A 23,097-nucleotide genomic window follows, 5' to 3' on the forward strand; every position below is an offset into this window, starting at 1 on the left:
CAATCCCTGAGTGTAACAAAGTTTTACAGTGAGCAAGCCTCGCTCTCTGCCGATTCTCCCCTTTTTGCCTATAGGACAGATAAGAAATTCTTTGATGTTTTCCCTAGACCGATTGTCTCCCCTAAAGCATAGAATTATATCAATTAAATATTTTCTTACCATAGCTACAAGTTATGAGGATACTCCCATAGGGAGTGCTCTTAACAGCGATTTCGCTATGACACCCTCTCTAGATTCGCCAAAAGGGGCAGAAATGCTAACAAATTTAGTTAATCGAGTTCACTTTCGCTATTGGCGCGGCGATCTCTTTGGTGGGCTGACTGCCGCCATTGTCGCCTTGCCGATGGCCTTGGCCTTTGGGGTCACCTCTGGGGCTGGTGCAACGGCGGGACTGTACTGCGTCGTCTTTCTTGGCTTTTTTGCGGCTCTCTTTGGGGGCACGCCAACACTCATTTCCAATCCGACAGGGCCGATGACCGTCGTGATGACGGCAGTGATCACCCGCCTGACCAGTGAATATCCCGAACAGGGGTTATACATGGCTTTTACGGTGGTAATGCTGGCGGGCGGTTTTCAAATCCTCTTTGGTCTGTTGCGGTTGGGTAAATACATCACCCTCATGCCCTACACCGTGATTTCTGGCTTTATGTCGGGAATTGGCCTGATCATGATCCTGCTGCAAATTGGTCCACTGTTGGGGCACAGCAGTAAAGGGGGGGTCTTGGGGGCAGTGCAAAACTTGCCAGAGTGGATTCAAACCCTGAACTCGGCTGCCCTTACCTTGGGCTTGTTCACCCTCGGACTCATTTATTTCACGCCCCAGAAAATTCGGCGAATTGTGCCGCCACAGCTTCTCGCCTTGGTTTTAGGCACGATTTTGTCAATGGTGTTTTTTGCGGATGCCGGTTTGACCCGCATTGGCACGATTCCCACGGGGCTGCCAGCGTTTGTGCCGCCGACGTTTACACTGCCTGCGCTGAAAACGATGATTGTGGACGGGGCAATGCTGGGGATGCTCGGCTGTATTGATTCGCTCCTGACCTCGGTGATTGCCGATAGCATTACCCGCACCCAGCACGATTCCGATAAGGAACTGATTGGCCAAGGTATTGGTAACCTACTGTCCGGCTTATTTGGTGGTCTGCCCGGTGCCGGTGCCACGATGGGCACAGTGGTGAATATTCAAGCGGGGGGACGCACCTGCTTATCGGGCATGATCCACGCTGTCATTCTACTGATGGTGGTGCTGTGGGCTGCGCCTTTGACGGAACCGATTCCCAATGCCGTGTTGGCGGGGATTCTGATCAAGGTGGGGATTGACATCATTGACTGGAATTTTCTCAAACGTGCCCACCTCTTGTCCCTGCGGGCGGCCTTCATTATGTATGGTGTGATGCTGCTGACGGTCTTTGTGGATTTGATTGTGGCGGTGGGTGTGGGTGTCTTTATTGCCAATATGCTGACGATCAAGCGCTTGGCGGATCTGCAATCGGAGGATGTGAAGGCGATTACCCACGCCGATGATCAAACGCCCCTCACCCCCGAGGAAAAAGAACTCTTCCGCGAAGCCAAGGGTCAACTGTTGCTCCTCCACCTTGGGGGTCCAATGAGTTTTGGCTCCGCTTGGGCAATTTCCCAGCGGCAGGCGATCATGTCGGACTATAAGGTGCTGATTCTGGATGTCAGCAGTGTGCCCCTGTTGGGGGTAACGGCAACGTTGGCCATTGAGTCACTCATCCAAGAGGCACAAAAGCATCGTTTAGCAATTTTTCTCGTGAATGGTTCGGCGGATAAGGTGCAACAGCGGCTGCAACGCTTCCGTATTTTGGATCGGTTGCCGGCAGACCATGTGGTGAGCAATCGCCGACAAGCCCTCGAAAAGGCCATTCAGTTTCTCCACCAACCGGAGGAATTGCTGGAGGTGACAACGGGCAGCTACGAATAACGGGAGACCGCCGGGTTGCCCTGCACATACCACCGCCACGGAATCTCCTGACCTTGGGAAATACCAATGCGAGTGGTTTGTACCACAGGGGCTGTTAGGGGTTGGGGTGGCTTTTCTAACCAGAGGCCGCTCTCTTTCCCTAGCATCAAGCCCGAAAGCTGGCGATCGATCCCCAAGACTTGGCACAGTTTCCCCGGACCAGCAGCACTGCGGGGGGGCAAGGGCGGACTAAGCATCTCAAGGGCACGAATGAGAACAGCACTGGCAAAATTGGGGCGATCGCTGGCGATATTCAGGCAGTGGTGAATGCCATAGATTTGATAGACATAGATTGTCCCTGGTGCCGCAAACATCGGGGCGTTGCGAGCCGTTTGGCGACGGTAGCCATGACACGCGGGGTCGCCGGCCATATAGGCTTCAGTTTCAACAATACGGCCTCGGTAGAGTTGACCATTGGCCTGCTGTCGCACGAGAAGACACCCCAGTAATTCTTGGGCAACCACTGGGGCAGGGCGAGCCAACCACTCAAGGGGCAGACACTGATCTTGCTCAATGGGAACCCTTTTCAAGCAACAAATCCTCCATCAAGGCATGGCGCACGGGGGCATTCAAGCCAGAGACGGTGTAGAGCATGGCTTCGCGATAGAGACGCTGCACTGTGTGACTGAGCATCAAGGCACTGCCACCCGTTGTCATCAGGGCAGCCTGAGCCGCTTGGACGGCAAGGTGAATGGCGGCGGCGCGCAGTTTTGCATGGTAGGGGGGATTCAGGTTCTCTAGCTCTTCTTGAATTTGGTCGTAAAGGCGGTGCCAGCGATCGCGAAAGTGGTGATAGAGGTCTTTGGCGTCGGCACTCTCAGCGAGAATCTGCAAACTGGCACGGCCACAACCCATGGGGGCGGCACTGCCCCGCAGCAATTGCTGGCGATCGCGGACGGCCATCCAATCCACCTCACTGATACCCACTACATCTTCCGGCGGGACTAACCAATCCACCACTTCTGCTTGCACCGTTTGAGTTGAGGGCACAGCCGCTAGAGGCAAGGGCAATGAGAGGTGCAAAATTCCGCCAGTGGCCTGTTGGGCATTGATAAAGGGCATGAGGGCAAAGAGAAGACGCTGATCCGGTAGGGGAGCTGCGGCGACAAACATCGTCATGTGCTGAAAGCCACTGAGCCAAGGCAGTGTTCCCCGCAAGAGGTAGCCCTCGCTGGTCGGTTGAGCTTGTAGATCCACTGGGTTGTGGCGTAGGTGGGAAAAGCTGACACCAATCAACATCTGCCCCTTCATTAAGTCCGCTAGGTAGGTTTGGGCAACGTTCCCTTCAGGATGTTCAAGAATGATCCCCAAGGCGGATTGATGTTGTGCCACCAAAAAGGCAAGGGCACCGGAGGTTTGCGCTAGTTGCAAGTTCAAATGCCACAGGGTACGGCGATCGCACCCCAATCCCCCCCTTGCCTTGGGTACCGCCAAACGAAAAATGCCCAAATTCCCTAGGGCTTGCAGACTTTCCGATAAAAGGGACTTTTGCTGATCAATGCGGTTGGCAATTGGCGCAACAACGGTACTGAGGTAGGTCTGAATGTCCTCTAGGAGAGGCTGCGCTGCGGGGTCAGCAAAGACCAAGGCATCCATAGTTTAGGAGTACGCCAGATGGGCACGGGGGTTGTAGGACTCAATGGCCTGAAGTTGCCGGTAGAGATCGCGTTCAGCATCACTCAGTTGGGGCGGCAGTGTAATGACAATTTCCACCAGTTGGTCACCGCGATCGCCATCGGGGCGAGGATAGCCCTTACCCGCCAGTCGCAAACGTTGGCCTGTGCGTACCCCTGCTGGCACCATCATTTTCACCCAACCATCGAGGGTCGGGGCTTCAATTTGGCCGCCGAGGGCAGCCTCACTGGGGGTCACGGGGAGTTCACAGACGATGTCGTAGTCCTCAAGGCGAAAGAGGGGATGGGGCGTCACTTGAATTTTCAGATAGAGATCACCTCCACCTGTACCTTGACCCCGCAGCCGAATCCGCTGACCCGTAACCATCCCCGGTGGCAGCGTCACTTCTAAGGAGCGTCCATCCCCAAGGCGAATCCGCTCCCGTCCCCCTTCGTAGGCCTTCTCGAGGGGGATTTCTAGGGTGGCTTCAGCGTCGCGACGACTCACAGCGGTATAGGCGGTTTTGACGGTGCCGGGGCGAAAGTAGTCTGTGTCTATCGTAGGCGAGCGACGGGGGGGATCCGCAGCAACCGTAGAGGTGCGGGGCGATCGCCGACCCAACAGTTGATCCAAAAACTCTTGAAAATTATCTTCACTGAGGTCGGGTTCTTCCCTGACACTGGTGCCATTGCGCCGAGCCATAGTGGTACGTTGGGAAGGGCGAGTGCGAAAGCCGGGCTGTGACCAATATTCACCGTAGCGATCGTATTGCTCACGGCGAGCCGGATCACTTAGGACTTGGTAGGCTTCACTAATGTCTTTGAACTTCTCTTCAGCAGCGCGATCGCCCGGATTCATATCGGGATGATACCGCCGCGCCAGCCGCCGATAGGCACGTTTAATTTCCTCAGTGCTCGCACCTCGATCCACGCCCAAAAGCTGGTAGTAATCTCGAAAATTACGCATCGACAGTCCTATCTACACTCACAGTTGCGGCAAACAATGCAAACAAGTTCTACCAGTCGTCGTCATCCCAATCCTCCCATGCGGCTGAATCACTGCGCTGGGAATACCCCCGAGAACGCCGCGTCCGGGGTGGCTCATCCCACTCATCCTCATAATCGTCACGCCGCCGCTCTCGACCCCGCACCGCATCAAGGCCTTTATTGACTGCTTCCTTGAGGTTGGGCAGCTTAAAGACATCCTCATCGTCTTCCAATGCTTCTTCGCTGAGGCGCAGTTGGCGGACAAAGTCGTAGAGCCGCTCTTCAAGAGCCGCATAGGTGAGGTCAATCTGGCGATCGTCCTCATTGCGAATGGCCTCCTGCAATTGCCGCACTAGGGCCTCAATACTCCGGCGCTGATCAGCGGCAAATTGATAGCCAAATTCCTGAGCCGCTTCCCGCAATTGACGTTCAGCGCGGTGAATCAAATCTTGAGCACGGTTGCGCTTCTCAATGCGTGCCCGCCGCTGGCGATCGCTGGCAGCGTTGGTCTCGGCATCCAAGAGCATCTGCTGAATTTCCTCTTCACTGAGGGTTGATGCCCCCTGAATCACCACACTTTGCTCACGACCGCTAAAGCGATCCAAGGCCACCACTTGGAGCAGGCCATTGGCATCCAAGTCAAAGGATACTTGAATTTGGGGCACCCCCCGAGGCGCTGGCGGAATTCCCGTTAACTTAAAGCGTCCCAAGGACTTATTGTGTTCTGCCAGTTCTCGCTCCCCTTGAACGACGTGGATTTCCACTTGGCTTTGGTTATTTTCTGAGGTTGAGAAAATATCGGAGCGGCGCACCGGAATCGTTGTATTGCGGGGAATCAGCACCTTCGTGACGCCGCCAATGGTTTCCACACCCAAGGAAAGGGGGGTTACATCCAGCAGCAGGATATCCTTCATATCCCCGGCGAGAATGCCTGCTTGAATGGCGGCACCAACAGCCACCACCTCATCGGGGTTGACATTTTGGTTGGGTTCACGGCCAATCATCTGCCGCACCAGATCCTGCACCATGGGCATCCGCGTCGCGCCACCCACTAGCACCACGGCATCAATTTGAGCGGGGGTTAAATGGGCATCCATCAGTGCCTGTTCGACCGGATAGCGCAGCCGTTGCAGCAGGTCTTGGCTCAGGTCTTCAAATTGGCGACGACTGAGGGTGGTTTCAATGTGTTTTGGCCCATCCGCTGTGGCGGTGACAAAGGGCAGATCGATATTGGTTTCCAGTAAGCCTGAAAGTTCAATTTTGGCTTTTTCGGCAGCATCGGTGAGCCGTTGTAGCGACTGGCGATCGCGCCGTAAATCAATGCCCTCTTTGGCGAGGAAGTCTTCGGCTAGCCAGTCCACAATCAACTTATCAAAGTCATTGCCCCCCAGTTGGGTATCGCCGCTGGTGGCCTTCACCTCAAACACGCCATCGCCAACATCGAGAATGGAGACATCAAAGGTGCCACCGCCAAGGTCAAAAACGAGAATCGTCTGCTCCTTCTGGCGATCGAGGCCATAGGCAAGGGCTGCTGCCGTCGGTTCATTAATAATCCGCCGCACATTCAGACCCGCAATCCGCCCAGCATCACGGGTGGCTTGCCGCTGCGAATCATTAAAGTAGGCGGGGACAGTAATCACCGCATCGGTGACGGGTTCCCCTAGATAGCGGCTGGCATCCTCCACCAGCTTGCGCAAGACCATGGCTGAAATTTCTTCGGGGGCAAATTCCCGTTGCAAGCGTGGGCACTTGATGCGCACTTTACCCGATTCATCGCGGCGAATCGTATAGGGTACCCGCTTGGATTCAGCCGTCAGTTCACTGTATTCGCGGCCAATAAACCGCTTCACGGCATAGAAGGTGTTTTGGGGATTGAGCACCGCCTGTCGCCGCGCCAACTGACCCACAAGGCGCTCGCCATCTTTGCCAAAGGCCACCACAGAGGGGGTGGTGCGGGAGCCTTCTGCATTGGCAATCACAACGGGTTTTCCCCCTTCCAACACAGCAATGACGGAATTGGTTGTCCCCAAATCAATGCCAACAATTTTGCCCATGCCGTTTGAACGACTCCGCACTGGTTAGAATAAATGAATAGCGTTATAGTAACGGATTATTTACCCTTTGTTACGCTTATTCGATTGTACGAGATCTGCCCCAGACCGTCAGAGAATCACTCTTTCCCCTGTGCTGCGCGATCGCTACAACGATATGAACAACCTCAGTCCCCACACCTCCCATTCACCGCTGCTCATCTTTTGAAGTCTAGCGGTAAGATGACAGGCAAGAGGTTGCAGCACAGCTTATCAACTGTTGCTACGCCCAATTCCGAGAAGGAGACCGTTCTATGCTACACCGCAAGCTTTATCAACTCTATACCGACGGCCAAGAAGTCTGGATTTACTTGCGGGATCAACAACGCCTGATTGACCGGGCACGCATTGTGGACATCGAAGGGAATGTTGTTACCATCCGCTACGAAACGGAGGAAGACGACGAAGTGTGTGCTTGGGAAGAGATCGTCAATATCGAAAGCATTGGCTCGATTTCACGGCGGCTCGCAGCAGTTCCGCGGGGTTATGCGGAGTTACCCATTGCGGATGAGTGTCCAGAGGCGGAGCAACTGCCGAAGCATTCCTCGGAAACCGAACACGAGCGTTGATTCTTACCCATGCGCTCAGCCCCCGTTGTGGAGGAGATAGCCACGATTGATGCCCAGTACATGGGGCGCTGCCTTGAGTTAGCCGCTCGTGCCAAAGGCTGTACGGCTCCAAATCCCCTCGTGGGCTGTGTGATTGTGGCGGAGGGACGGGTGATTGGAGAGGGGTTTCATCCCAAGGCAGGGGAACCCCATGCCGAGGTGTTTGCCCTGCGCAGCGTCAGCGAGAGCGATCGCCCCCTCCTCAGCAAGGCCACCCTCTACGTCAATCTTGAACCCTGCAACCACTATGGCCGCACGCCCCCCTGTACCGAGGCGATTATAGCGGCGGGTATTCCCAGGGTGGTGGTGGGCATGATTGATCCGAATCCCCAAGTAGCGGGGGCGGGGGTAGAACGGCTGCGCTCAGCAGGCATAGAAGTCACCGTCGGCGTGCGGGAAGCAGAGTGTCAACGCCTGAACGAAGCGTTTGTGCATCGGGTGCGCTATCAGCGTCCCTTTGGCATTTTCAAATACGCCATGACCCTCGATGGCAAAATTGCCTCCAGTGCCGGCCACAGTCTCTGGGTGAGTGGTGAAGCCGCACGCGCCATGGTGCATCAACTGCGCTCTGAATGCGATGCCGTGATTGTGGGGGGCAATACCGTGCGTCTGGATAATCCCCTTTTGACCTCGCGCCATGAGCGCAATCCCCTACGGGTGGTGATGAGTCGTACCCTTGATCTACCGCCGAATGCCTCTTTGTGGGAAACGACCACGGCTCCAACATTGGTGGTTACCGCTGCTTCACCCCAACATCCCCTCATTCCCCAATTGCAGGCACGGGGCGTGGAGGTGGTGCACCGAGAGCCGCTAACACCGACCACCGTTATGGCAGAGCTGCATCAACGGGGCATTATGACGGTGCTTTGGGAGTGCGGCGGTTCCCTTGCAGCGGCAGCGATCGCCGAAGGCATGGTACAGAAAGTGTGGGCATTTATTGCGCCAAAAATTATTGGTGGCTCCGATGCCCCCGCCCCAGTGGCCGATCTCGGCTTAACCAAGATGAATGAGGCCTTGTGCCTCGAGGACGTGACTTGGCAAACCGTGGGCGAGGACATTCTCGTGGTGGGCTACCTACCGCCTAGGCCTCGGGTTCCGTCAATTCAATAATGGTACAGCCCGTTTCTGTGGGGGGCGTATCCGCCTGCTCATAGAGCAAATCAATCCACAGTGACTCCGGGTAGGGCTTGCGACTAGAGACATAAAAAAGCCAATGCTGGCTGACATTGAGGGACTCGCGCCGCAGCTTGGCCATTGCCGGGGTTGTAATCAGGCGCAGAGCAGCGTTGGCATTGCGCCACTGCTCAATAATCCCAGCCGCCACCCGCAGGGTTTCCCCCTCGCTATTTTCTAATTCCAAAATGCCGTCAATGTGGATACTCTCCCACCAGTGCTGTGGATCCCGCAGATCCAATCCTTGGCCATCCATATAGTCAATGAGGTTGGGAAGATATTCGCGAATAAAGTTTTGGACAACACTAAAGGGAGGAAAAGGACGCAAGACTTTGAGGCGGCTTGCTGTTTGTTGAAACCACAGCTTGTGGTAAGTCATGGGGACAACGCTCCATCAAAAAGGCGATCGCCAAAAATCGTTACAAACTGGTTTATTTTACCAAGCAAGCTTGCTCTAATTGTTCCTAAGAGCGAAGATGAATATGTGCCACTTTTAGCGCAATTTGGCACAAGTGTTATAGGACAATTTTGATTGAACGACCAACGCTGAGAAGGATGTCAACTGACTTACATTATTAAAAAAAACTATACACACTGATTAGCTAACTTTACTCTACTTATTTATTTATTGGAAATAATGATTTTTCTTTCATGGGTAGTAATTAAGCCCAAGTCGTGATGAATTCAGGTTTTTTTGATTATTGACCAGTAGGTAGAAAATTCGTATTTTTATTTTGCAGCAAGTAATTCACCCCCCCAGAGAGGGCAGGACGAGGCAAGGGGGTGGCTTGTCATTTGGTTGTGGATTGGGTAAAGTCACCTAGAAGTTTCGTCGTGGTGCCAAAACACCCTTTGCATAAACAACAGATTGGGACAGTTTTAGGCATAGATGCGGCGAGTGGCCTCTGGCTACCTTGGACGATTGCTCATGATGTGTGTTCTCGGTTCACCGCTTTGTCGAATCACTGTCAATTTTGTGTGCGAGGAGGATTACCTTGAGCAACGATAGTCGTACCCCTACCGCCTCTCAGGATGCACCTCTTGCGCCTGCTGCTATGCTTGGTCGTTCGCTGCGCTCCCTTTGTTCCTGTCTGCCCCTGCTGGGTACCTTTGTTCTGATTCAGCCTACGCAAGCCCTTGATTTGACCACTCTTGCAGGCGATCGCGATCTGGGTTCAAAGGACATTCGCCCCGAATCTCTCAACCTCCCCTCCCTCTTCAGTACTGAAAGCCAAGACCCGCTTGCGGAATTTGAAAATCTTTTATCCGCCGACAAAACCGACCTACTCTTGGGCGTCACCCAAACGGCATGGCAACGCACCATCCAGTCCCAAGTCAGTTTTGCCCCCCTCACCCTCAGAAGACCGGCGCTGACCCTCTCTGCCTTTGCTTCCTTTGACCGTCTCAGCCGTCCTTCTGAGCCGACCTTCAAAGTGGTGGATCGGCGGGTTCGCACCGATAGCTTGGCGGATTTGGTGACGCAGGCCACCACCTCTGTTGTTGCTTCCTTGGCCATTGATACCCCCTTTGCGATGGGTGGCTCTTTGGAGCAAACCACGACGGCAGTTGAACCACAGTCCGCCGAGGGGGAAACGACTCAACTCTCGCAGCGGGTGGCAGTTGTGAACTCTCCAGCCGCATCGACCTCAACTGCAACCCTAGAGCCTGTTCCCTTTGGCCGTGCTGCTGAGCGGCGGCGGCATACCACCCCTGCCTTGGTTTCAGTCCAACAACCGCCTGCTCGCCCAGCGCTACCCCAGCCCACTGTTGCAAATCGCCCGCAAACAACAACAGTAACAGCACCAACACCTGCCACTGTACAGCCCATTGCCCCCCCTGTGCCCGTCAAGGTGGCACGCTCAATTGTGGCTCCCTCTTTACCCAGTAATCTCGACCTACCCCCTCTGCCCAACTCCGATCGCTTTCTACCTAGCCTAACCACCAACTTTATCTGGCCGGCGCGTGGTGTGTTGACCTCTGGCTTTGGTCCGCGCTGGGGACGGATGCACCGCGGGATTGATATTGCTGCTCCCATTGGCACGCCCATCTATGCTGCTGCCGCCGGTGTCGTTACCTACTCCCAATGGAATTCTGGTGGTTTCGGCAACCTGGTGGAAATTCGCCACGCCGATGGCACCCTGACGCTCTATGCCCATAACCATCGCAACTTGGTGCGCATGGGCCAATACGTTGAGCAGGGTCAGCAGATAGCCGAAATGGGCAGCACCGGTCGCAGCACAGGGCCCCACGTTCACTTTGAGATACATCCCCCAGGGCGGGGTGCGGTCAACCCAATGATCTTCCTGCAACGTACCCAAGGCTAGTCATTGGCGGTTTATTTTGTGGGTGCGGGGTTAGGTACCCCTCGCTCTCTCACGCTCGAAGCATGGATTTGCCTGCAGCAGGCGCAGGTGGTACTTTACGATGCCCTGCTCTCCCCTCGCCTCCTCGAACTCACACCCCCCGATTGTTTGCGAGTCGCGGTGGGCAAACGGGCAGGGGCTGAGGCAGTTCCCCAATCAGAAATCAACCGCCTTTTAGTGGCCTATGGCCAGCAGTACCAGCGGGTTGTCCGCCTCAAAAGTGGCGATCCGGGGCTGTTTGGCCGTTTGCATCAGGAACTGGATGCTGTCCTAGGGGCAGGTCTAGAGGCGGTGGTGATTCCGGGTCTATCGTCAGCGCTGGCGGCACCACTGCTGGCGGGATTGTGTCTGACGGCAAAGGATGTGAGCCAGTCCGTAGCGATTCTGTCGGGACATGCGCCAGAAACCCTTCCTTGGGCAGCGATCGCCCAAATGGAGACGCTGATTTTTTTGATGGCCACCCGTTCCCTGCGATATATTGCCGAGCAATTGTTGAGGCAGGGGCGATCGCCCGCTGAGGGACTGGCAATTTTGCAATGGGCCGGCCAGCCGCAGCAACAGTTTTGGTTCGGCACGTTGGAGAGCTATCTAAATACGCCTCACGTTCCAGACAGGGCACCAGCCGTCGTGGTTGTGGGGGCGATCGCCCAAAAACGCTACCCTTTGGCTAGTCTAGATCTGGTCTTCCCTGAATTTTTGAAGATTTCCCCATCAGCCATGTCTCCGCTCCACGGCAAAACCATTCTCGTCACCCGGGCAGCAGCGCAAGCGAGTGACTTTACGCAGCAACTGACAGCCGCCGGTGCCACCGTTTTAGAAATGCCGACACTGGAAATCGTTCCCCCCAGTTCTTGGCAGCCCCTCGATCAGGCTTTGGCGCAACTCAATACCTTTGACTGGCTCATTCTCACGTCCCACAATGCCGTTAGCTTTTTTATGGAACGGTTGCAGCATCATGGCAAGGATAGTCGTACCCTCGCGGGTCTCAAGATTGCTGTTGTTGGCGAAAAAACCGCCCAAACCCTCAGCAGTTACGGCTTAGTGGCTGACTTCACCCCCAGTGAATTTGTCGCCGATGCCCTAGTGGCAGAATTCCCAGAACCTGTAGCGGGGTTGCGTTTTCTCTTCCCACGGGTTGAAAAGGGTGGGCGACCCGTGCTAGTAGAGACCTTTACAGCGGCTGGGGCTGAGGTTGTTGAGGTGCCCGCCTACGATTCCCGCTGTCCCCAAACCGTTGATGCCCAAGTCTTAGGGGCGCTGCAAGGGGGTCAAGTGGATATGGTCACGTTTACCAGTTCTAAGACGGTGAAACACTTTTGCCAATTGGTGGGTGCGCAGGCGGCAGAGTTACTTCAGAATGTGCAGATTGCCAGTATTGGCCCGCAAACCTCGCAAACTTGTCGCGAACTCTTGGGACGGGTGGATACTGAAGCCACAGAGCATACCCTTGAGGGACTCCTTCAGGCGTTATTACGGATCACTTAGTGCTTTGGGTGCACCAATCCGCTAGTGTGAAAAAAGGACTGTTGTAAGGCAATTGTGGAGCATGACACACGCAACCGATGTGCTGACCCTTGGCCGTTGGATGGCGGCGGATTTTAGTAACCAAGCCCAAGCCTTTGAGAATCCCCCCTTCTATGCCCATATTCGGGTGTGTATGCGCCCCCTGCCCAGTGGTCTTTTGGAGGGCATTGCCCTTTATGTGGAACAGGCCTATGACTATCTTCTAGGTGTCCCCTACCGCACACGGGTTTTAGAACTGGTGCCCGCCAATGATCACATTGTGATTAAAAATTACGTACTCAAGGATGAAAAACGCTTCTTTGGCGCAGCTCGCGATCGCCAGCGGCTTCAGGCGATGACAGCCGATGATTTGGAACTCCTCTGTGGCTGCAATATGCTCACCTACTGGACAGGGCACAGCTTTCGCGGTGAAGTGGAGCCGGGCAAAGCCTGTAAAGTCGTGCGTAAAGGACGGGAAACCTATCTTGATAGCACGTTTGAAATTGATGGCGATCGCTTCATTAGCCACGATCGCGGACGGGATCCCGAAACCGATGAGCACGTTTGGGGCTCCGTGGCAGGTCCCTTTCACTTTGTGCGCTGGCAGAGCTTTGCTGATGAAATTATTGCCTAGGCGGTTTGCCAATCGGGTAACGGTTTGCCTTGGTAATAAAGGCGAAAGAGTCCCCAAGCCCCTAGGGCGATCGCAACCAAGCTAACCACTTGGGCAATTCGCAGCGGCCCCAACATCAGGCTGTCCATGCGCAGTCCTTCAATCCAGAAGCGACCCAAGCTGTAGGCAATGGCATAAACCATCAGGAGCGTTCCCGGTTTTTGATAGCGAGGTTGACGAAAGAGCCACAGCAGGAGAACAAAGACTCCTAGGTTCCAAAGGGACTCATAGAGAAACGTGGGGTGGTAATAGGCTTCGTTGATTAGCGCCGGGGGACGCTGCGGCGCAGGGATATAGAGTTTCCACGGCAAATCCGTAGGGGCACCAAAGGCCTCAGAGTTAAAGAAATTGCCCCACCGTCCAATGGCCTGTCCCAAAATTAGTGAAGGGGCAATGACATCCGCCACTTGCCAAAAGGAAAGCCGCTGCACATAGGTAAAGATCGCCATCGCTAGCATACCGCCGAGGATGGCACCGTGAATGGCAATGCCGCCTTTCCAAATTTGCACCACTTGATCTAAGTGCTTTTGGTAAAAGCCCCAGTTAAAGGCGACGTAATAGAGCCGTGCAGCGGGAATAGCGGCAACCACAAGCCAAATCGACAGATCCGCAATCAGATCAGGATCAATCTGCCGCTGGCGTGCCAAGCGTTGACTCAGCCAAATACCAATAAAGACGGCGGCGGCAATGAGTAGCCCGTACCACCGTAGGGTGATGAACCCTAGCTCAAGGGTGGCACCGGGGGATTGGAAAGTGGCGATCATGCCTAGAATAGGTTCTAAACAGCGCGAGCAGTCTGAATGACAGTGGCAAAGGCGTCCGTATCCAACACGGCCAATTGAGCCAGCATCTTGCGATTGAGTTGAATATCGGCTTTTTTGAGGGCGCCCATGAGTTGACTGTAGCTCATGCCATGTTGACGCGCAGCAGCGTTAATCCGCGCAATCCAGAGCCGCCGAAAGTCCCGTTTGCGCCGCCGGCGATCGCGATAGGCATTGCACAGTGCCTTCATGACCACCTGATTGGCGGTGCGGAAGAGCTTGGAGTGCCCCGCACGATAGCCCTTGGCGAGCTTGAGAATTTTTTTACGCCGTTTGCGGGCAACGTTACCCCGTTTGACCCTTGCCATAGTTCAATTTCACCCTTGATCAAAAACTGAAAATTTATCAATTAAGCGTAGGGCAGCATCAGCGATACTCGCTCAAAATCCCGTGGATCGACGAGGGCTTTGTGGGAAAGACGATTCTTGCGATCGCTCCCCTTATGTTCGAGTAAGTGATTTTTGTTGGCCTTACGGCGGACAAACTTACCACTGCCCGTCGTCCGAAATCGTTTGGCAGCAGCACGACGTGTTTTTAGCTTTGGCATAGCCTTGCCCTATTTTAGACACAGCTTACTAGTGTACTATTTTGAAGAGAGTCTTGGCAAGCTGCATGGAACTGGAGTTCATTCCTGTCGAAGAGTTTTATTTTGCCCTTACCTTGGCCATGCGCACCCTAGAAGATTTAGGCGATGCGGCATTTGTGGAGCGGGTGCGATCGCGCTTGCAGGAGCGGTTTGGTCAAGCCTCAACGGTTGCTGCCGGCAAGCAAAACACCTTTAACTATGTCTTTCGCGTCAAGGGGGTGGACAATAGCCCCGCCCCGCAGTTAATGCTTTCGATCGCTGACTGGCAGGGAAAAATCCGCCTCAGCAGTGACTATGGCTGGACATTGGATGCGCAGCGCAAAACAATCCGCACCGAGAAATTTGGCGATCGCTCCCAATTTTGCCAACAGGTGAAAGCCCACTTAGCCCAGTGGCTGGAATTACCCGAATTTCTTGAGGCCTAAATGTTTGACCTAGGGACCGCCCTTGAGAGAGCCATTAAAACTTGGTCGGTGGTGCATACCCTCTTTTTGCCGCCAGATCAGGTAGTGCAGGCACTCCGCACCCTTGAGCAACGAGCCGATGTTCATGGTCTCGCCTGGGGGGGGTACCCGCAAGCGGAACGCTGTCGGCTGGCGATCGCCCCCACTGAACTCAGTCTTGAGGAGCAACAGCCGCCCCTTGCTTTGGTGCGAATCACAGGCAACTTTCTCTTTGATCCCGCCACCTACAGTGATTTTGAGCGAGCGATCGCCAATGCCGGTCTTGATGACGGCGATTATGGGGATGTGATTCTCCTTGGGGAACGGGGGGCACAGGTCATTCTCATCCCTGAAAAAGTCCCTACTTTACAAGAACACTTAAAACAAGTGCGGACTGTAGCGGTGACCGTCGATCTCTGTGACTGGTCAGAACTGGCCGTAGCGCCCCCCCAACGGAAATCCCTCAGTACCGTCGAAGCATCATTGCGCTTAGATGCAGTGGCCTCAGCCGGCTTTGGCGTCTCCCGCAGTAAAATGAGCGAGTGGATTAGCCAAGGGCTAGTGCGGGTCAACTGGCAAGTGGTGCAACAACCGCGCTATCTGCTCAAGGTGAATGACCTCATTGCCATTCGCGGCAAAGGGCGATTGCAGATTCAAGAGATTCAAGTGACAAAGAAAGAACGCTACCGCATCCAGATGGAGCGCATTCGCTAACACTATGGCTCTGCTGCTGTCGAAATTACTGCCGCCACTGCTGTATCCATTGTCCTTGGCCTGTTGGGCATTGGTTTTTGCCATTGTTCGCTTTTGGCGTGCTCCCCAACAGGCAGCGATCGCCCTTGTGATTGCCCTGAGCATTTTACTCCTGAGCGGCAATGACTATGTGGCAACGGCTCTCATTGCTTCCCTAGAGCGACAGTATTTACCCCCTGATCCCATGCCCAAAGCTGCCGCGATCGTGGTTCTCGGTGGGGCGGTTGTCCCGCAAACGGCGCCGAGGCCGTGGGTAGAAGTCACGGAAGGGGGCGATCGCATCCTCTACGGTGCCCACCTCTTTCGCCAAGGCTATGCCCCCTATCTCATCCTCAGTGGAGGGCGTATTGACTGGCTGGGCGAAGCCTTTCAGCGGGGCGAAGCAGCAGACATGGCGGAAATTGCTGCCACCTGCGGTGTGCCGACAGACAAGATGCTGCTAGACACCACCTCACTGAACACCTATGAAAATGCCGTGAATGTCAAAGCGCTTCTGGAGCAGCATCAAATTCAGGGGGATCTGCTGCTGGTGACCTCTGCTTACCACATGCCCCGCTCCGTGGCTATTTTTCGCCGTTTGGGAATGAAGGTGATCCCGGCACCCACGGACTATCGGTACCTGTCGATCGCGCGATCGCCCACTTGGCAAAACCTGCTGCTCAGCCTGATCCCCAATCCCTACAACGTGGACATCACCACGATCGCCCTACGGGAATACCAAGGTCTGCTCGTTTACAAACTCAGAGGTTGGCTTTAGAGACCCTGAGCACGCAGAAACCCTTGACAGGCCTCCACAAAAGCAGGGGCTGACTCATAGGGCAAGACATTGCGCCCCGCAATCACCACTCCCTCAGCATTGGGAAATGTCTTGGTATAAAACTGCAACCGTTCTTCAGGCAATTCAGCCCCACCCTCCCGACTGATACTCGAGGCTTGATCCCCCATCACCACAAGCACTGGCTGCTGAGTCTGCCGCATTTTCTGACGATAGTCTCGCCGCCAAAAACCCGACAGGAATGAATACACCGCATGGCGACTCTCAAGGTCAGCACAACCAGCGGCCAGCATCTTTAGCCACTCATCATCCACATCCTCAGGCTTGGCAAAAAGCTGCTTGATTGAAAACTGCCGCAGGAAATGTTCTTGGCGGGCATAGAGATAAAAGCCCCAACCCAAGGGAGAATCAAAGAGATTCCAGCGCACCTTTTGCCACCTAGGATCAGTGTTTTCAGAAACGAGAGAAGCCGCTGGAGGGCCACTGAGGATCATTGCCCTGACTACTTGGGGATCAAGGTGCACTAGCTCCATTGCTACGGGAAACAATGCCCCTTGGACAACAAGAATCACCGCTTGGCGAATCTCAGAGGCGATAAAGACCTGTAACTGAGCCGCCCAATCTTCGGGGTAATAGGCAATGTGGGGTAGGGCGCTCTGGCCACAGCCGAGCAAGTCAGGGATATAAAATGAGTAACCTTCCCCTTGGAACTGCCAATGACCCACACAGCGATCCCAGAACCGCCCAGAGAGGCCAACCCCCACTGGATGGATAAAAAGAATCGGTGTTTGCCCTTCTTCCGAACTCAAGCGATAGGCGCAGGAAAGACCCTGCCACTGATAAGTTCTAGAGGCCAATGACGGCATTCCTAACGCTCCTGCAAATTGCCTGAAAAAACTCTATGTAACGCGATCAACGGTAAAGTTGTTACTCCTCTCAACAATATGACTGAACCCTAACATTCAGTAGAAATTTTAACCAAATTTTTCCCTTGCCTTAACCTAATCCCTTGAATCTGTTGCTTATTCTGACGAAAGGGTAGTTTGATCGGTTCGCCTTTTTGAAATGTGTGGGCAACCGTCACCCCGAAGGTACTTTACTTGCAAAACGTTGTTTACTCCGCTAGGAAACATCACCATGTTTACATCTGCAAAAAGCTATGCCCGCCTAGGGGTAGTTGCAGCCATCGCGGCTCTGTCGGGTAGCCTGATTCCCGCTGCTTTTTCCCAAGGGACACCTACGATTCGCATTGATGGCTCCAGCACTGTTTTCCCCATTACCGAAGCTGTTGCTGAAGCCTTCCAAAAAGCCCAAGGGGGCAAAGTCCGCGTTACGGTAGGTGTGTCCGGTTCAGGCGGTGGCTTCAAGAAGTTCTGCCGCGGTGAAACGGATATTTCCAACGCCTCACGCCCCATTCTGGCCAAGGAAATTGCTGACTGTCGCGCTGCTGGTATCAACTTTATTGAACTGCCAATCGCCTACGATGCCATCACCGTGGTGGTTCATCCTCAAAATACTTGGGCAACAAGCTTAACGGTTGCTGAATTGAAGCGGATGTGGGAACCCGATTCTAAAATCAATAACTGGAGCCAAGTGCGCCAAGGCTTCCCCAATGTTCCTTTGAAACTCTTTGGGCCAGGTGCTGACTCTGGAACCTTTGACTATTTCACTGAGGCCATCAATGGTAAATCAAAAGTCAGTCGCAAGGATTTCACCGCCAGCGAGGATGATAATGTGTTAGTCCAAGGTATCGCTCGCGATCGCGGTGCGCTTGGATACTTTGGTTTTGCCTACTATGCGGAAAACCGCAATCGGCTCAAAGCGGTTGCCATTGACAGCGGCAAAGGCCCTGTTCCACCTTCCGAGCAAAACGTGCTGAATGGGACATACCAGCCCCTCTCCCGTCCCATCTTTATCTACGTCAACGCTAAGTCAGCGCAGCGGCCTGAAGTACGGCAGTTTGTCACCTACTACCTAAATAATGCCCCGGCCATGGTGAAAAAGGTGAAGTATGTGCCTCTGCCGGCTAGTGCCTACCGCACGATTCTGGCTAACTTCAACCGCAACCGTGTGGGTACGATCTTTGGGGGCAAAGAGGCTATTGGCTTGACAATCAACCAACTGCTGAGGATGCAACCCCAATAGATTAATATTTTGATTTAATGAAGGGTGTGAGGTATCAGCCCTCCACCCTTTTTTCCCATTTTGTCAACCTCAGTCGTTGATTCTCTGAAAAGATAAATTCCAACTAAAAGATTTTTGCTTGCTGGAATAATACCCATGGTAGAACAGCCCCTACCCTACTCAACGAAGCTCCCCGTCGCCTTGCCATCCCGTACTGTGAGGATTTGGCGCGAACGGATCATTGCTAGCATTCTTTTTTTGGCAGCGATCTCATCGGTCGTAACAACACTGGTCATCATCTATATCCTTTTTGCCGAGACAGTCATCTTTTTTGAAAAGGTGATGGAAGTGCACCAAGAATCTCTCTTTGAGGCTCTGCTGGAGTTCTTTACGAGCACGGACTGGTCACCTCTAATTGAGCCGGTGGGAATTGGTATCTTACCCTTGCTCTCCGGAACCTTCACGACCTGCTTTGTGGCCAGTTGTGTGGCTATTCCCCTTGGCACGATTGCGGCCATCTATCTGAGTGAGTTTGCACCTGCCAAAACGCGGGAGATCCTCAAGCCTATCCTTGAAATCTTGGCGGGTATTCCCACTGTGGTTTACGGCTACTTTGCCCTTTTGGTGGTCACTCCCTTTCTCCAGAAAATCATTCTTGGTGTTCAGCAATTCTTTAATCCTGGTAAAGAACCTTGGGAATACTTTGAGCTGCCTGGTTTTAATATGTTGGGGGCAGGTATTGTGGTGGGGCTAATGGTGCTGCCCTATATTGCCAGCTTGACAGAAGATGCCCTCCAAGCTGTTCCTTTGCAACTGCGGGAGGGATCCTATGCAATGGGGGCAACGCGTTTGCAAACAGCAATCAAGGTTCTCATGCCGGCTGCTATCTCTGGCATTATGGCCGCCTATATTTTGGGGCTGGCACGGGCAATTGGCGAAACAATGATTGTGGCCGTGGCCGCGGGGTTACAGCCGAAGTTTACGTTTAATCCTCTAGAGGGGGCTTCAACCACAACTGCTTTCATTGTGTCAGTGAGTTTGGGGGACTTGCCCCACGGATCACTAGAGTATCAGTCGATTTTTGCCGCAGGGATCATGCTGTTTTTTGCAACCTTGATCTTAAACGTGCTGGGCTACTTCTTGAGTCGCCGTTATCGTGAGGTGTACTAGCCATGCGTAGCCAACGAACGATTCTCAATAACCTCCGCAATTCGATCGCGATCGCGGCCTCGATTCGGGAGCGCAAGCGCTGGGAACAGTTTTTTATCGTTTTAGGTTGGTTCTCCCTGCTAGTCGCCTTACTCACCCTTGTTTTTCTTGTGGGTGACCTCTTCCTGCGCGGCTTACCCATGCTGAACTGGAAGTTTTTTACTTCACCGCCGAGTAGTGACCCCGAAGAGGCAGGTATCCTCACGGCATGGGTGGGTAGTTTATTGGTCATTCTTGTAACGGCGTTTGTGGCTATTCCTTTGGGCATTGCGGCGGGCATTTACCTCGAAGAATATGCTCCCAAAAACTGGCTGTTGGATTTCATTGAGGTGAACATTACTAATCTGGCGGGTGTGCCCTCAATTATTTATGGCCTACTGGCTCTCGGTTTCTTTGTCTATATCCTCAACTGGGGCGAAAGCATTCTGACTGCCGGGTTTACACTGGCATTGTTGATTTTACCCGTGGTGATTGTGACCACCCGTGAATCCTTGCGCGCCATTCCCCAGGGGATTCGGGAAGCCGCCTATGCGGTTGGTTCGAGTCGCTGGCAGGTGATTGCTGATCATGTGCTGCCCTACTCGATGGGGGGGATTCTCACGGGGATTATTGTGGGTATCTCCCGCGCGATTGGCGAGACGGCGCCGCTGATCACCATTGGTGCTTTGACGTTTATCACGTTCTTGCCGGATCCACCCATTCAAAGCGAGTTTCCCTACATTTCGTTTAAGTGGCTTTGGTCTCCCTTTACGGTGCTGCCGATTCAGATGTTTAACTGGGTTTCCCGTCCTCAAGAGGCCTTTCAAGTGAATGCTGCAGCGGCTGGGATTGTCCTGCTGGTGTTGACGCTGGCGGTGAATGCAACAGCTATTTATCTACGCTATCGTTTTAGGAAGAGTATCAAATGGTAAAACCTACAGATCGGGTCGTGGCTACCGAGAACGAGCCACTGAAAAAGCTGGCAGAAGTTCGGGACTTGAACTTTTACTACGGTGGCAAGCAGGCTCTGAAAAACATCAACTTGCCGGTCTATGAAAAGAAAGTTACGGCACTGATTGGGCCTTCAGGTTGTGGCAAGACCACGTTGCTGCGTTGCTTTAACCGTATGCATGATCTGTATCCCGGCAATCGCTACGAAGGGGAAATTTGGCTAGGGGATGAAAACCCCCGTAACCTTTTGCAGATGGATCCCATTGAGGTGCGGATGCAGATTGGCATGGTCTTCCAAAAGCCCAATCCTTTCCCCAAGTCGATTTACGAAAACGTTGCCTATGGATTGCGGGTGCGCGGCATCAATAACCGTGCGATCCTCGATGAGGTGGTGGAGCGATCGCTCCGTCGTGCTGCCCTGTGGGATGAAGTCAAAGATCGTCAGAAGGAACCGGGCACGTCTCTGTCGGGCGGTCAGCAGCAGCGGCTCTGTATTGCCCGTGCCCTAGCCACTGATCCAGAGATTATTCTCTTTGACGAGCCAACATCGGCATTGGATCCGATTGCCACGGTCAGTATTGAGAACCTGATTAGCGAACTCAAGGAGCAAGTGACGATTCTGATTGTGACCCATAACATGCAGCAGGCGATTCGTATTTCCCAGTTCACCGCCTTTATGTATTTGGGTGAAATCGTTGAGTACAACGAAACCATGTCCATCTTCACGAAGCCAGTGGAACAGAAGACCGCCGATTACGTGAGTGGTCGCTTTGGTTGATCGCTGCGTCAAGTCCGCTTGAGAATGTGGTCTAAGAGGTAAGGTGTGGTTGTGAATCGATCGCTACCCTAGGGCTAGTAGTTATTTGTTCTCGCTCTAGGAGCGCAGTTATGGTGGCATCGCTGGAGTCAACGGTCAGGGAGATTTCACCTCAGGCGATCGCCCGTGAATTGGCGCTCCGCCTTGCTCCGCAGGCCACCTATGTGCGTGTCGCTCACTCCGCCGAAGGCTGGAAAATTCTCCTAGAGGCAGAGCAAATTCCCAATCAACGCACCTGCCTTGATGTCTTGGTTGCTTTTTTAAGTCCTGTCCTCCCCCAATCCATTGATGTCTATGGGCGACAGTTGGGGGGGCAGCGCCCTGCATGGGGAGTACGTCTGCGGCCTCGGCCGGTTGCAACCCCCACACCCACAACAGTTCGCGATCGCCAGCTTGAACCCTTAGCTTTAGCGGCCAGTGTCTTAGGGATTTTTGGTTTAGGAGCCGTCGGCCAATGGCAGTCTCCCAGTGTTTGGTTGGCAGCAGCACCAGAACCCAGCGTTGAACAAGTGCGATCGGTCATTCTCAATGCTGCGCCCACTCTGGCTCCCGCCCGCCCACCCCTGTGGTACCACTACTCACCCCCTGAGGCCTTCCGTGGCCGTGTGTTTAATCAGGTTACCTTACCCCCTGAGCAAAAGTTGGTGGCACTGACCTTTGATGATGGCCCTGATCCGACCTACACGCCCCAAGTGCTCGACATTCTTGCCCAAGAAAAGGTCAAAGGGACATTTTTTGCTATTGCCAGAGCCGTTGCAGCGCGCCCAAAATTAGCGCAGCGCATTGTTAGGGAAGGTCATGTCTTGGCCAACCACTCTTGGAGCCACGGCTACCATTACTTTAATCCTGCCGCTGCCCAGCACGAGGTGGATCAAAGTCAACAATTGATTGAAGACATCAGCGGGGCAAATATCAAGCTCTTTCGACCACCGGGGGGAAATCTCCATAATGGTCTGGTGAGTCGCGCCAGCCAACAGGGTTACGGTGTGGTGATGTGGTCAGTGGATCCACAGGATTGGTTACCTCGCCAAACGAGCGATCGCATTGTCAACACAGTTGTTCAGCAGGCGCATGCCGGTGCCATTGTCCTGCTCCATGATGGGGGTGGCTCTCGGCGAGCCACGGTTGCGGCCTTGCCCAGCATCATTGCCGAACTGCGGGCTAAAGGCTATCAATTTGTCACTGTCCCTGAGTTGATTGCGGCTCAAGAGCCAACAAGTCTACCAGAACCCCCTTCTTGGCTAACGATTCAAGAAACGGCGCAGCTTCAGCAGTTGGTTCTGCAACTGGAGACCCGCATTCAAGCTTTAGAAAAAGATTTAAGGACCACACCCCCATGGGCGATCGCCGAACGGGAATACCTAGCAGCCACCCTACGGGAGCAACAGGCAGCCCTGTCTTGGGTGCAACAACGGCTGGCCTTTGAACAAGCTGCTGCAGGTCAATATCAAGCGGCTCTCAAACTGGCGGAGCAGGCGACGCTTGCCGCTAAGGCACAACAATCATCAGTGGCCAAAATCTTGTGGCAGCGGGCGATCGCCACCCTAGACACCATTCCCAACACGGCCTTTGTTGCCACCCTTGCCCGGATCAAGCAACGACAATATAGCCGCAGAATGCACCAACTAAAATAAAGGCAGCACGC

Annotated in this window: 23 protein-coding genes; 14 read left to right on the plus strand and 9 right to left on the minus strand. The window is 53.9% G+C overall.

Annotated features, from left to right (window positions below):
- Positions 1-253 precede the first annotated feature (253 nt).
- A complete protein-coding gene (locus tag RHH81_RS08120; RefSeq protein WP_206199746.1) occupies positions 254-1,945 on the plus strand; it encodes a SulP family inorganic anion transporter in 1,692 nt (563 codons plus the stop codon).
- Here the strand turns inward: RHH81_RS08120 and RHH81_RS08125 are convergent.
- From RHH81_RS08125 to dnaK, 4 genes are read right to left on the minus strand one after another with little or no spacing between them, the layout of a single operon-like run.
- On the minus strand, positions 1,936-2,448 hold the full coding sequence (locus RHH81_RS08125; RefSeq protein WP_255451731.1) for a DNA-3-methyladenine glycosylase: 513 nt from the start codon (positions 2,446-2,448) through the stop codon (positions 1,936-1,938). The genes RHH81_RS08120 and RHH81_RS08125 overlap by 10 nt on opposite strands.
- A gap of 46 nt (positions 2,449-2,494) precedes the next feature.
- A complete protein-coding gene (locus RHH81_RS08130; RefSeq protein WP_310742883.1) occupies positions 2,495-3,580 on the minus strand; it encodes an acyl-CoA dehydrogenase family protein in 1,086 nt (361 codons plus the stop codon).
- A 3-nt stretch (positions 3,581-3,583) separates the two neighbouring features.
- Positions 3,584-4,564, minus strand: a complete 981-nt coding sequence (locus RHH81_RS08135) for a DnaJ C-terminal domain-containing protein (protein ID WP_206199748.1) — start codon at positions 4,562-4,564, stop codon at positions 3,584-3,586.
- A gap of 49 nt (positions 4,565-4,613) precedes the next feature.
- Positions 4,614-6,638 (minus strand): molecular chaperone DnaK, encoded by a 2,025-nt coding sequence (gene dnaK, locus RHH81_RS08140; protein WP_206199749.1) that lies wholly within the window; start codon positions 6,636-6,638, stop codon positions 4,614-4,616.
- A gap of 290 nt (positions 6,639-6,928) precedes the next feature.
- Here dnaK and RHH81_RS08145 point away from each other — a divergent pair, with 290 nt between their 5' ends.
- Positions 6,929-7,243: a DUF6679 family protein gene (locus RHH81_RS08145; protein WP_024125163.1), complete on the plus strand. Its 315-nt coding sequence runs from the start codon at positions 6,929-6,931 to the stop codon at positions 7,241-7,243.
- Positions 7,244-7,252: 9 nt separating this feature from the next.
- Positions 7,253-8,392 (plus strand): bifunctional diaminohydroxyphosphoribosylaminopyrimidine deaminase/5-amino-6-(5-phosphoribosylamino)uracil reductase RibD, encoded by a 1,140-nt coding sequence (gene ribD, locus RHH81_RS08150; RefSeq protein WP_206199750.1) that lies wholly within the window; start codon positions 7,253-7,255, stop codon positions 8,390-8,392.
- On the opposite strand, the gene RHH81_RS08155 is transcribed toward ribD, so the two are convergent.
- Positions 8,364-8,834, minus strand: coding sequence for a hypothetical protein (locus RHH81_RS08155; protein ID WP_206199751.1), 471 nt, complete (start codon positions 8,832-8,834; stop codon positions 8,364-8,366). The two genes, ribD and RHH81_RS08155, sit on opposite strands and share 29 nt — an antisense overlap.
- Before the next feature lie 616 nt (positions 8,835-9,450).
- On the opposite strand from RHH81_RS08155, the gene RHH81_RS13080 reads away from it, so the two are divergent.
- The 3 genes from RHH81_RS13080 to RHH81_RS08170 all read left to right on the plus strand — a co-directional run bounded on the left by RHH81_RS13080 (position 9,451) and on the right by RHH81_RS08170 (position 12,955).
- Complete coding sequence (locus RHH81_RS13080) at positions 9,451-10,779, plus strand: M23 family metallopeptidase (protein ID WP_310742884.1); 1,329 nt, start codon at positions 9,451-9,453, stop codon at positions 10,777-10,779.
- 3 nt (positions 10,780-10,782) lie between these two features.
- Positions 10,783-12,303, plus strand: a complete 1,521-nt coding sequence (gene cobA / locus RHH81_RS08165) for a uroporphyrinogen-III C-methyltransferase (protein ID WP_310742885.1) — start codon at positions 10,783-10,785, stop codon at positions 12,301-12,303.
- A 61-nt stretch (positions 12,304-12,364) separates the two neighbouring features.
- On the plus strand, positions 12,365-12,955 hold the full coding sequence (locus RHH81_RS08170; RefSeq protein ID WP_206199753.1) for a chromophore lyase CpcT/CpeT: 591 nt from the start codon (positions 12,365-12,367) through the stop codon (positions 12,953-12,955).
- Here the strand turns inward: RHH81_RS08170 and lgt are convergent.
- The 3 genes from lgt to rpmI are packed head-to-tail and all read right to left on the minus strand — an operon-like array spanning position 12,952 to position 14,362.
- Positions 12,952-13,758 (minus strand): prolipoprotein diacylglyceryl transferase, encoded by an 807-nt coding sequence (gene lgt / locus RHH81_RS08175; RefSeq protein WP_302676175.1) that lies wholly within the window; start codon positions 13,756-13,758, stop codon positions 12,952-12,954. The genes RHH81_RS08170 and lgt overlap by 4 nt on opposite strands.
- 14 nt (positions 13,759-13,772) lie before the next feature.
- On the minus strand, positions 13,773-14,123 hold the full coding sequence (gene rplT / locus RHH81_RS08180; RefSeq protein ID WP_149818464.1) for a 50S ribosomal protein L20: 351 nt from the start codon (positions 14,121-14,123) through the stop codon (positions 13,773-13,775).
- A 41-nt stretch (positions 14,124-14,164) separates the two neighbouring features.
- Positions 14,165-14,362, minus strand: coding sequence for a 50S ribosomal protein L35 (gene rpmI / locus RHH81_RS08185; protein WP_149818467.1), 198 nt, complete (start codon positions 14,360-14,362; stop codon positions 14,165-14,167).
- Between the two features lie 65 nt (positions 14,363-14,427).
- Here rpmI and RHH81_RS08190 point away from each other — a divergent pair, with 65 nt between their 5' ends.
- The 3 genes from RHH81_RS08190 to RHH81_RS08200 are packed head-to-tail and all read left to right on the plus strand — an operon-like array spanning position 14,428 to position 16,354.
- Positions 14,428-14,826, plus strand: coding sequence for a hypothetical protein (locus RHH81_RS08190; protein ID WP_206201667.1), 399 nt, complete (start codon positions 14,428-14,430; stop codon positions 14,824-14,826).
- A complete protein-coding gene (locus tag RHH81_RS08195) occupies positions 14,827-15,558 on the plus strand; it encodes a photosystem II S4 domain protein (protein ID WP_310742886.1) in 732 nt (243 codons plus the stop codon).
- A 4-nt stretch (positions 15,559-15,562) separates the two neighbouring features.
- Positions 15,563-16,354 carry a YdcF family protein gene (locus tag RHH81_RS08200; protein WP_206199757.1) on the plus strand — a complete coding sequence of 264 codons (792 nt, stop codon included), beginning with the start codon at positions 15,563-15,565 and terminating at the stop codon, positions 16,352-16,354.
- On the opposite strand, the gene RHH81_RS08205 is transcribed toward RHH81_RS08200, so the two are convergent.
- Positions 16,351-17,238: an alpha/beta hydrolase gene (locus tag RHH81_RS08205; RefSeq protein ID WP_310742887.1), complete on the minus strand. Its 888-nt coding sequence runs from the start codon at positions 17,236-17,238 to the stop codon at positions 16,351-16,353. The genes RHH81_RS08200 and RHH81_RS08205 overlap by 4 nt on opposite strands.
- Before the next feature lie 271 nt (positions 17,239-17,509).
- Between RHH81_RS08205 and RHH81_RS08210 the strand changes: the two genes are divergently transcribed.
- The 5 genes from RHH81_RS08210 (at position 17,510) to RHH81_RS08230 (ending at position 23,086) form a co-directional block, all read left to right on the plus strand.
- Positions 17,510-18,517 carry a PstS family phosphate ABC transporter substrate-binding protein gene (locus RHH81_RS08210; RefSeq protein WP_310438237.1) on the plus strand — a complete coding sequence of 336 codons (1,008 nt, stop codon included), beginning with the start codon at positions 17,510-17,512 and terminating at the stop codon, positions 18,515-18,517.
- Positions 18,518-18,652: 135 nt separating this feature from the next.
- On the plus strand, positions 18,653-19,666 hold the full coding sequence (gene pstC / locus RHH81_RS08215; protein WP_206199760.1) for a phosphate ABC transporter permease subunit PstC: 1,014 nt from the start codon (positions 18,653-18,655) through the stop codon (positions 19,664-19,666).
- A gap of 2 nt (positions 19,667-19,668) precedes the next feature.
- Positions 19,669-20,616, plus strand: a complete 948-nt coding sequence (gene pstA / locus RHH81_RS08220) for a phosphate ABC transporter permease PstA (RefSeq protein ID WP_310742888.1) — start codon at positions 19,669-19,671, stop codon at positions 20,614-20,616.
- Positions 20,610-21,413 carry a phosphate ABC transporter ATP-binding protein PstB gene (gene pstB / locus RHH81_RS08225; RefSeq protein WP_310742889.1) on the plus strand — a complete coding sequence of 268 codons (804 nt, stop codon included), beginning with the start codon at positions 20,610-20,612 and terminating at the stop codon, positions 21,411-21,413. Before pstA ends, pstB begins: the two co-directional genes overlap by 7 nt.
- Positions 21,414-21,523: 110 nt before the next feature.
- Positions 21,524-23,086, plus strand: coding sequence for a polysaccharide deacetylase family protein (locus RHH81_RS08230; protein ID WP_310742890.1), 1,563 nt, complete (start codon positions 21,524-21,526; stop codon positions 23,084-23,086).
- Positions 23,087-23,097: the final 11 nt, after the last annotated feature.

It is taken from the genome of Thermosynechococcus sp. PKX95 (assembly GCF_031583295.1).
GTDB lineage: Bacteria > Cyanobacteriota > Cyanobacteriia > Thermosynechococcales > Thermosynechococcaceae > Thermosynechococcus.

Coding starts and splice junctions, on each gene's coding strand:
- RHH81_RS08120 (WP_206199746.1), top strand. CDS start 254: ATGCTAACAAATTTAGTTAATCGAGTTCACTTTCGCTATTGGCGCGGC.
- RHH81_RS08130 (WP_310742883.1), bottom strand. CDS start 3,580: ATGGATGCCTTGGTCTTTGCTGACCCCGCAGCGCAGCCTCTCCTAGAG.
- RHH81_RS08135 (WP_206199748.1), bottom strand. CDS start 4,564: ATGCGTAATTTTCGAGATTACTACCAGCTTTTGGGCGTGGATCGAGGT.
- dnaK (WP_206199749.1), bottom strand. CDS start 6,638: ATGGGCAAAATTGTTGGCATTGATTTGGGGACAACCAATTCCGTCATT.
- RHH81_RS08145 (WP_024125163.1), top strand. CDS start 6,929: ATGCTACACCGCAAGCTTTATCAACTCTATACCGACGGCCAAGAAGTC.
- ribD (WP_206199750.1), top strand. CDS start 7,253: ATGCGCTCAGCCCCCGTTGTGGAGGAGATAGCCACGATTGATGCCCAG.
- RHH81_RS08155 (WP_206199751.1), bottom strand. CDS start 8,834: ATGACTTACCACAAGCTGTGGTTTCAACAAACAGCAAGCCGCCTCAAA.
- RHH81_RS08170 (WP_206199753.1), top strand. CDS start 12,365: ATGACACACGCAACCGATGTGCTGACCCTTGGCCGTTGGATGGCGGCG.
- lgt (WP_302676175.1), bottom strand. CDS start 13,758: ATGATCGCCACTTTCCAATCCCCCGGTGCCACCCTTGAGCTAGGGTTC.
- rplT (WP_149818464.1), bottom strand. CDS start 14,123: ATGGCAAGGGTCAAACGGGGTAACGTTGCCCGCAAACGGCGTAAAAAA.
- rpmI (WP_149818467.1), bottom strand. CDS start 14,362: ATGCCAAAGCTAAAAACACGTCGTGCTGCTGCCAAACGATTTCGGACG.
- RHH81_RS08190 (WP_206201667.1), top strand. CDS start 14,428: ATGGAACTGGAGTTCATTCCTGTCGAAGAGTTTTATTTTGCCCTTACC.
- RHH81_RS08195 (WP_310742886.1), top strand. CDS start 14,827: ATGTTTGACCTAGGGACCGCCCTTGAGAGAGCCATTAAAACTTGGTCG.
- RHH81_RS08200 (WP_206199757.1), top strand. CDS start 15,563: ATGGCTCTGCTGCTGTCGAAATTACTGCCGCCACTGCTGTATCCATTG.
- RHH81_RS08205 (WP_310742887.1), bottom strand. CDS start 17,238: ATGCCGTCATTGGCCTCTAGAACTTATCAGTGGCAGGGTCTTTCCTGC.
- RHH81_RS08210 (WP_310438237.1), top strand. CDS start 17,510: ATGTTTACATCTGCAAAAAGCTATGCCCGCCTAGGGGTAGTTGCAGCC.
- pstC (WP_206199760.1), top strand. CDS start 18,653: ATGGTAGAACAGCCCCTACCCTACTCAACGAAGCTCCCCGTCGCCTTG.
- pstA (WP_310742888.1), top strand. CDS start 19,669: ATGCGTAGCCAACGAACGATTCTCAATAACCTCCGCAATTCGATCGCG.
- pstB (WP_310742889.1), top strand. CDS start 20,610: ATGGTAAAACCTACAGATCGGGTCGTGGCTACCGAGAACGAGCCACTG.
- RHH81_RS08230 (WP_310742890.1), top strand. CDS start 21,524: ATGGTGGCATCGCTGGAGTCAACGGTCAGGGAGATTTCACCTCAGGCG.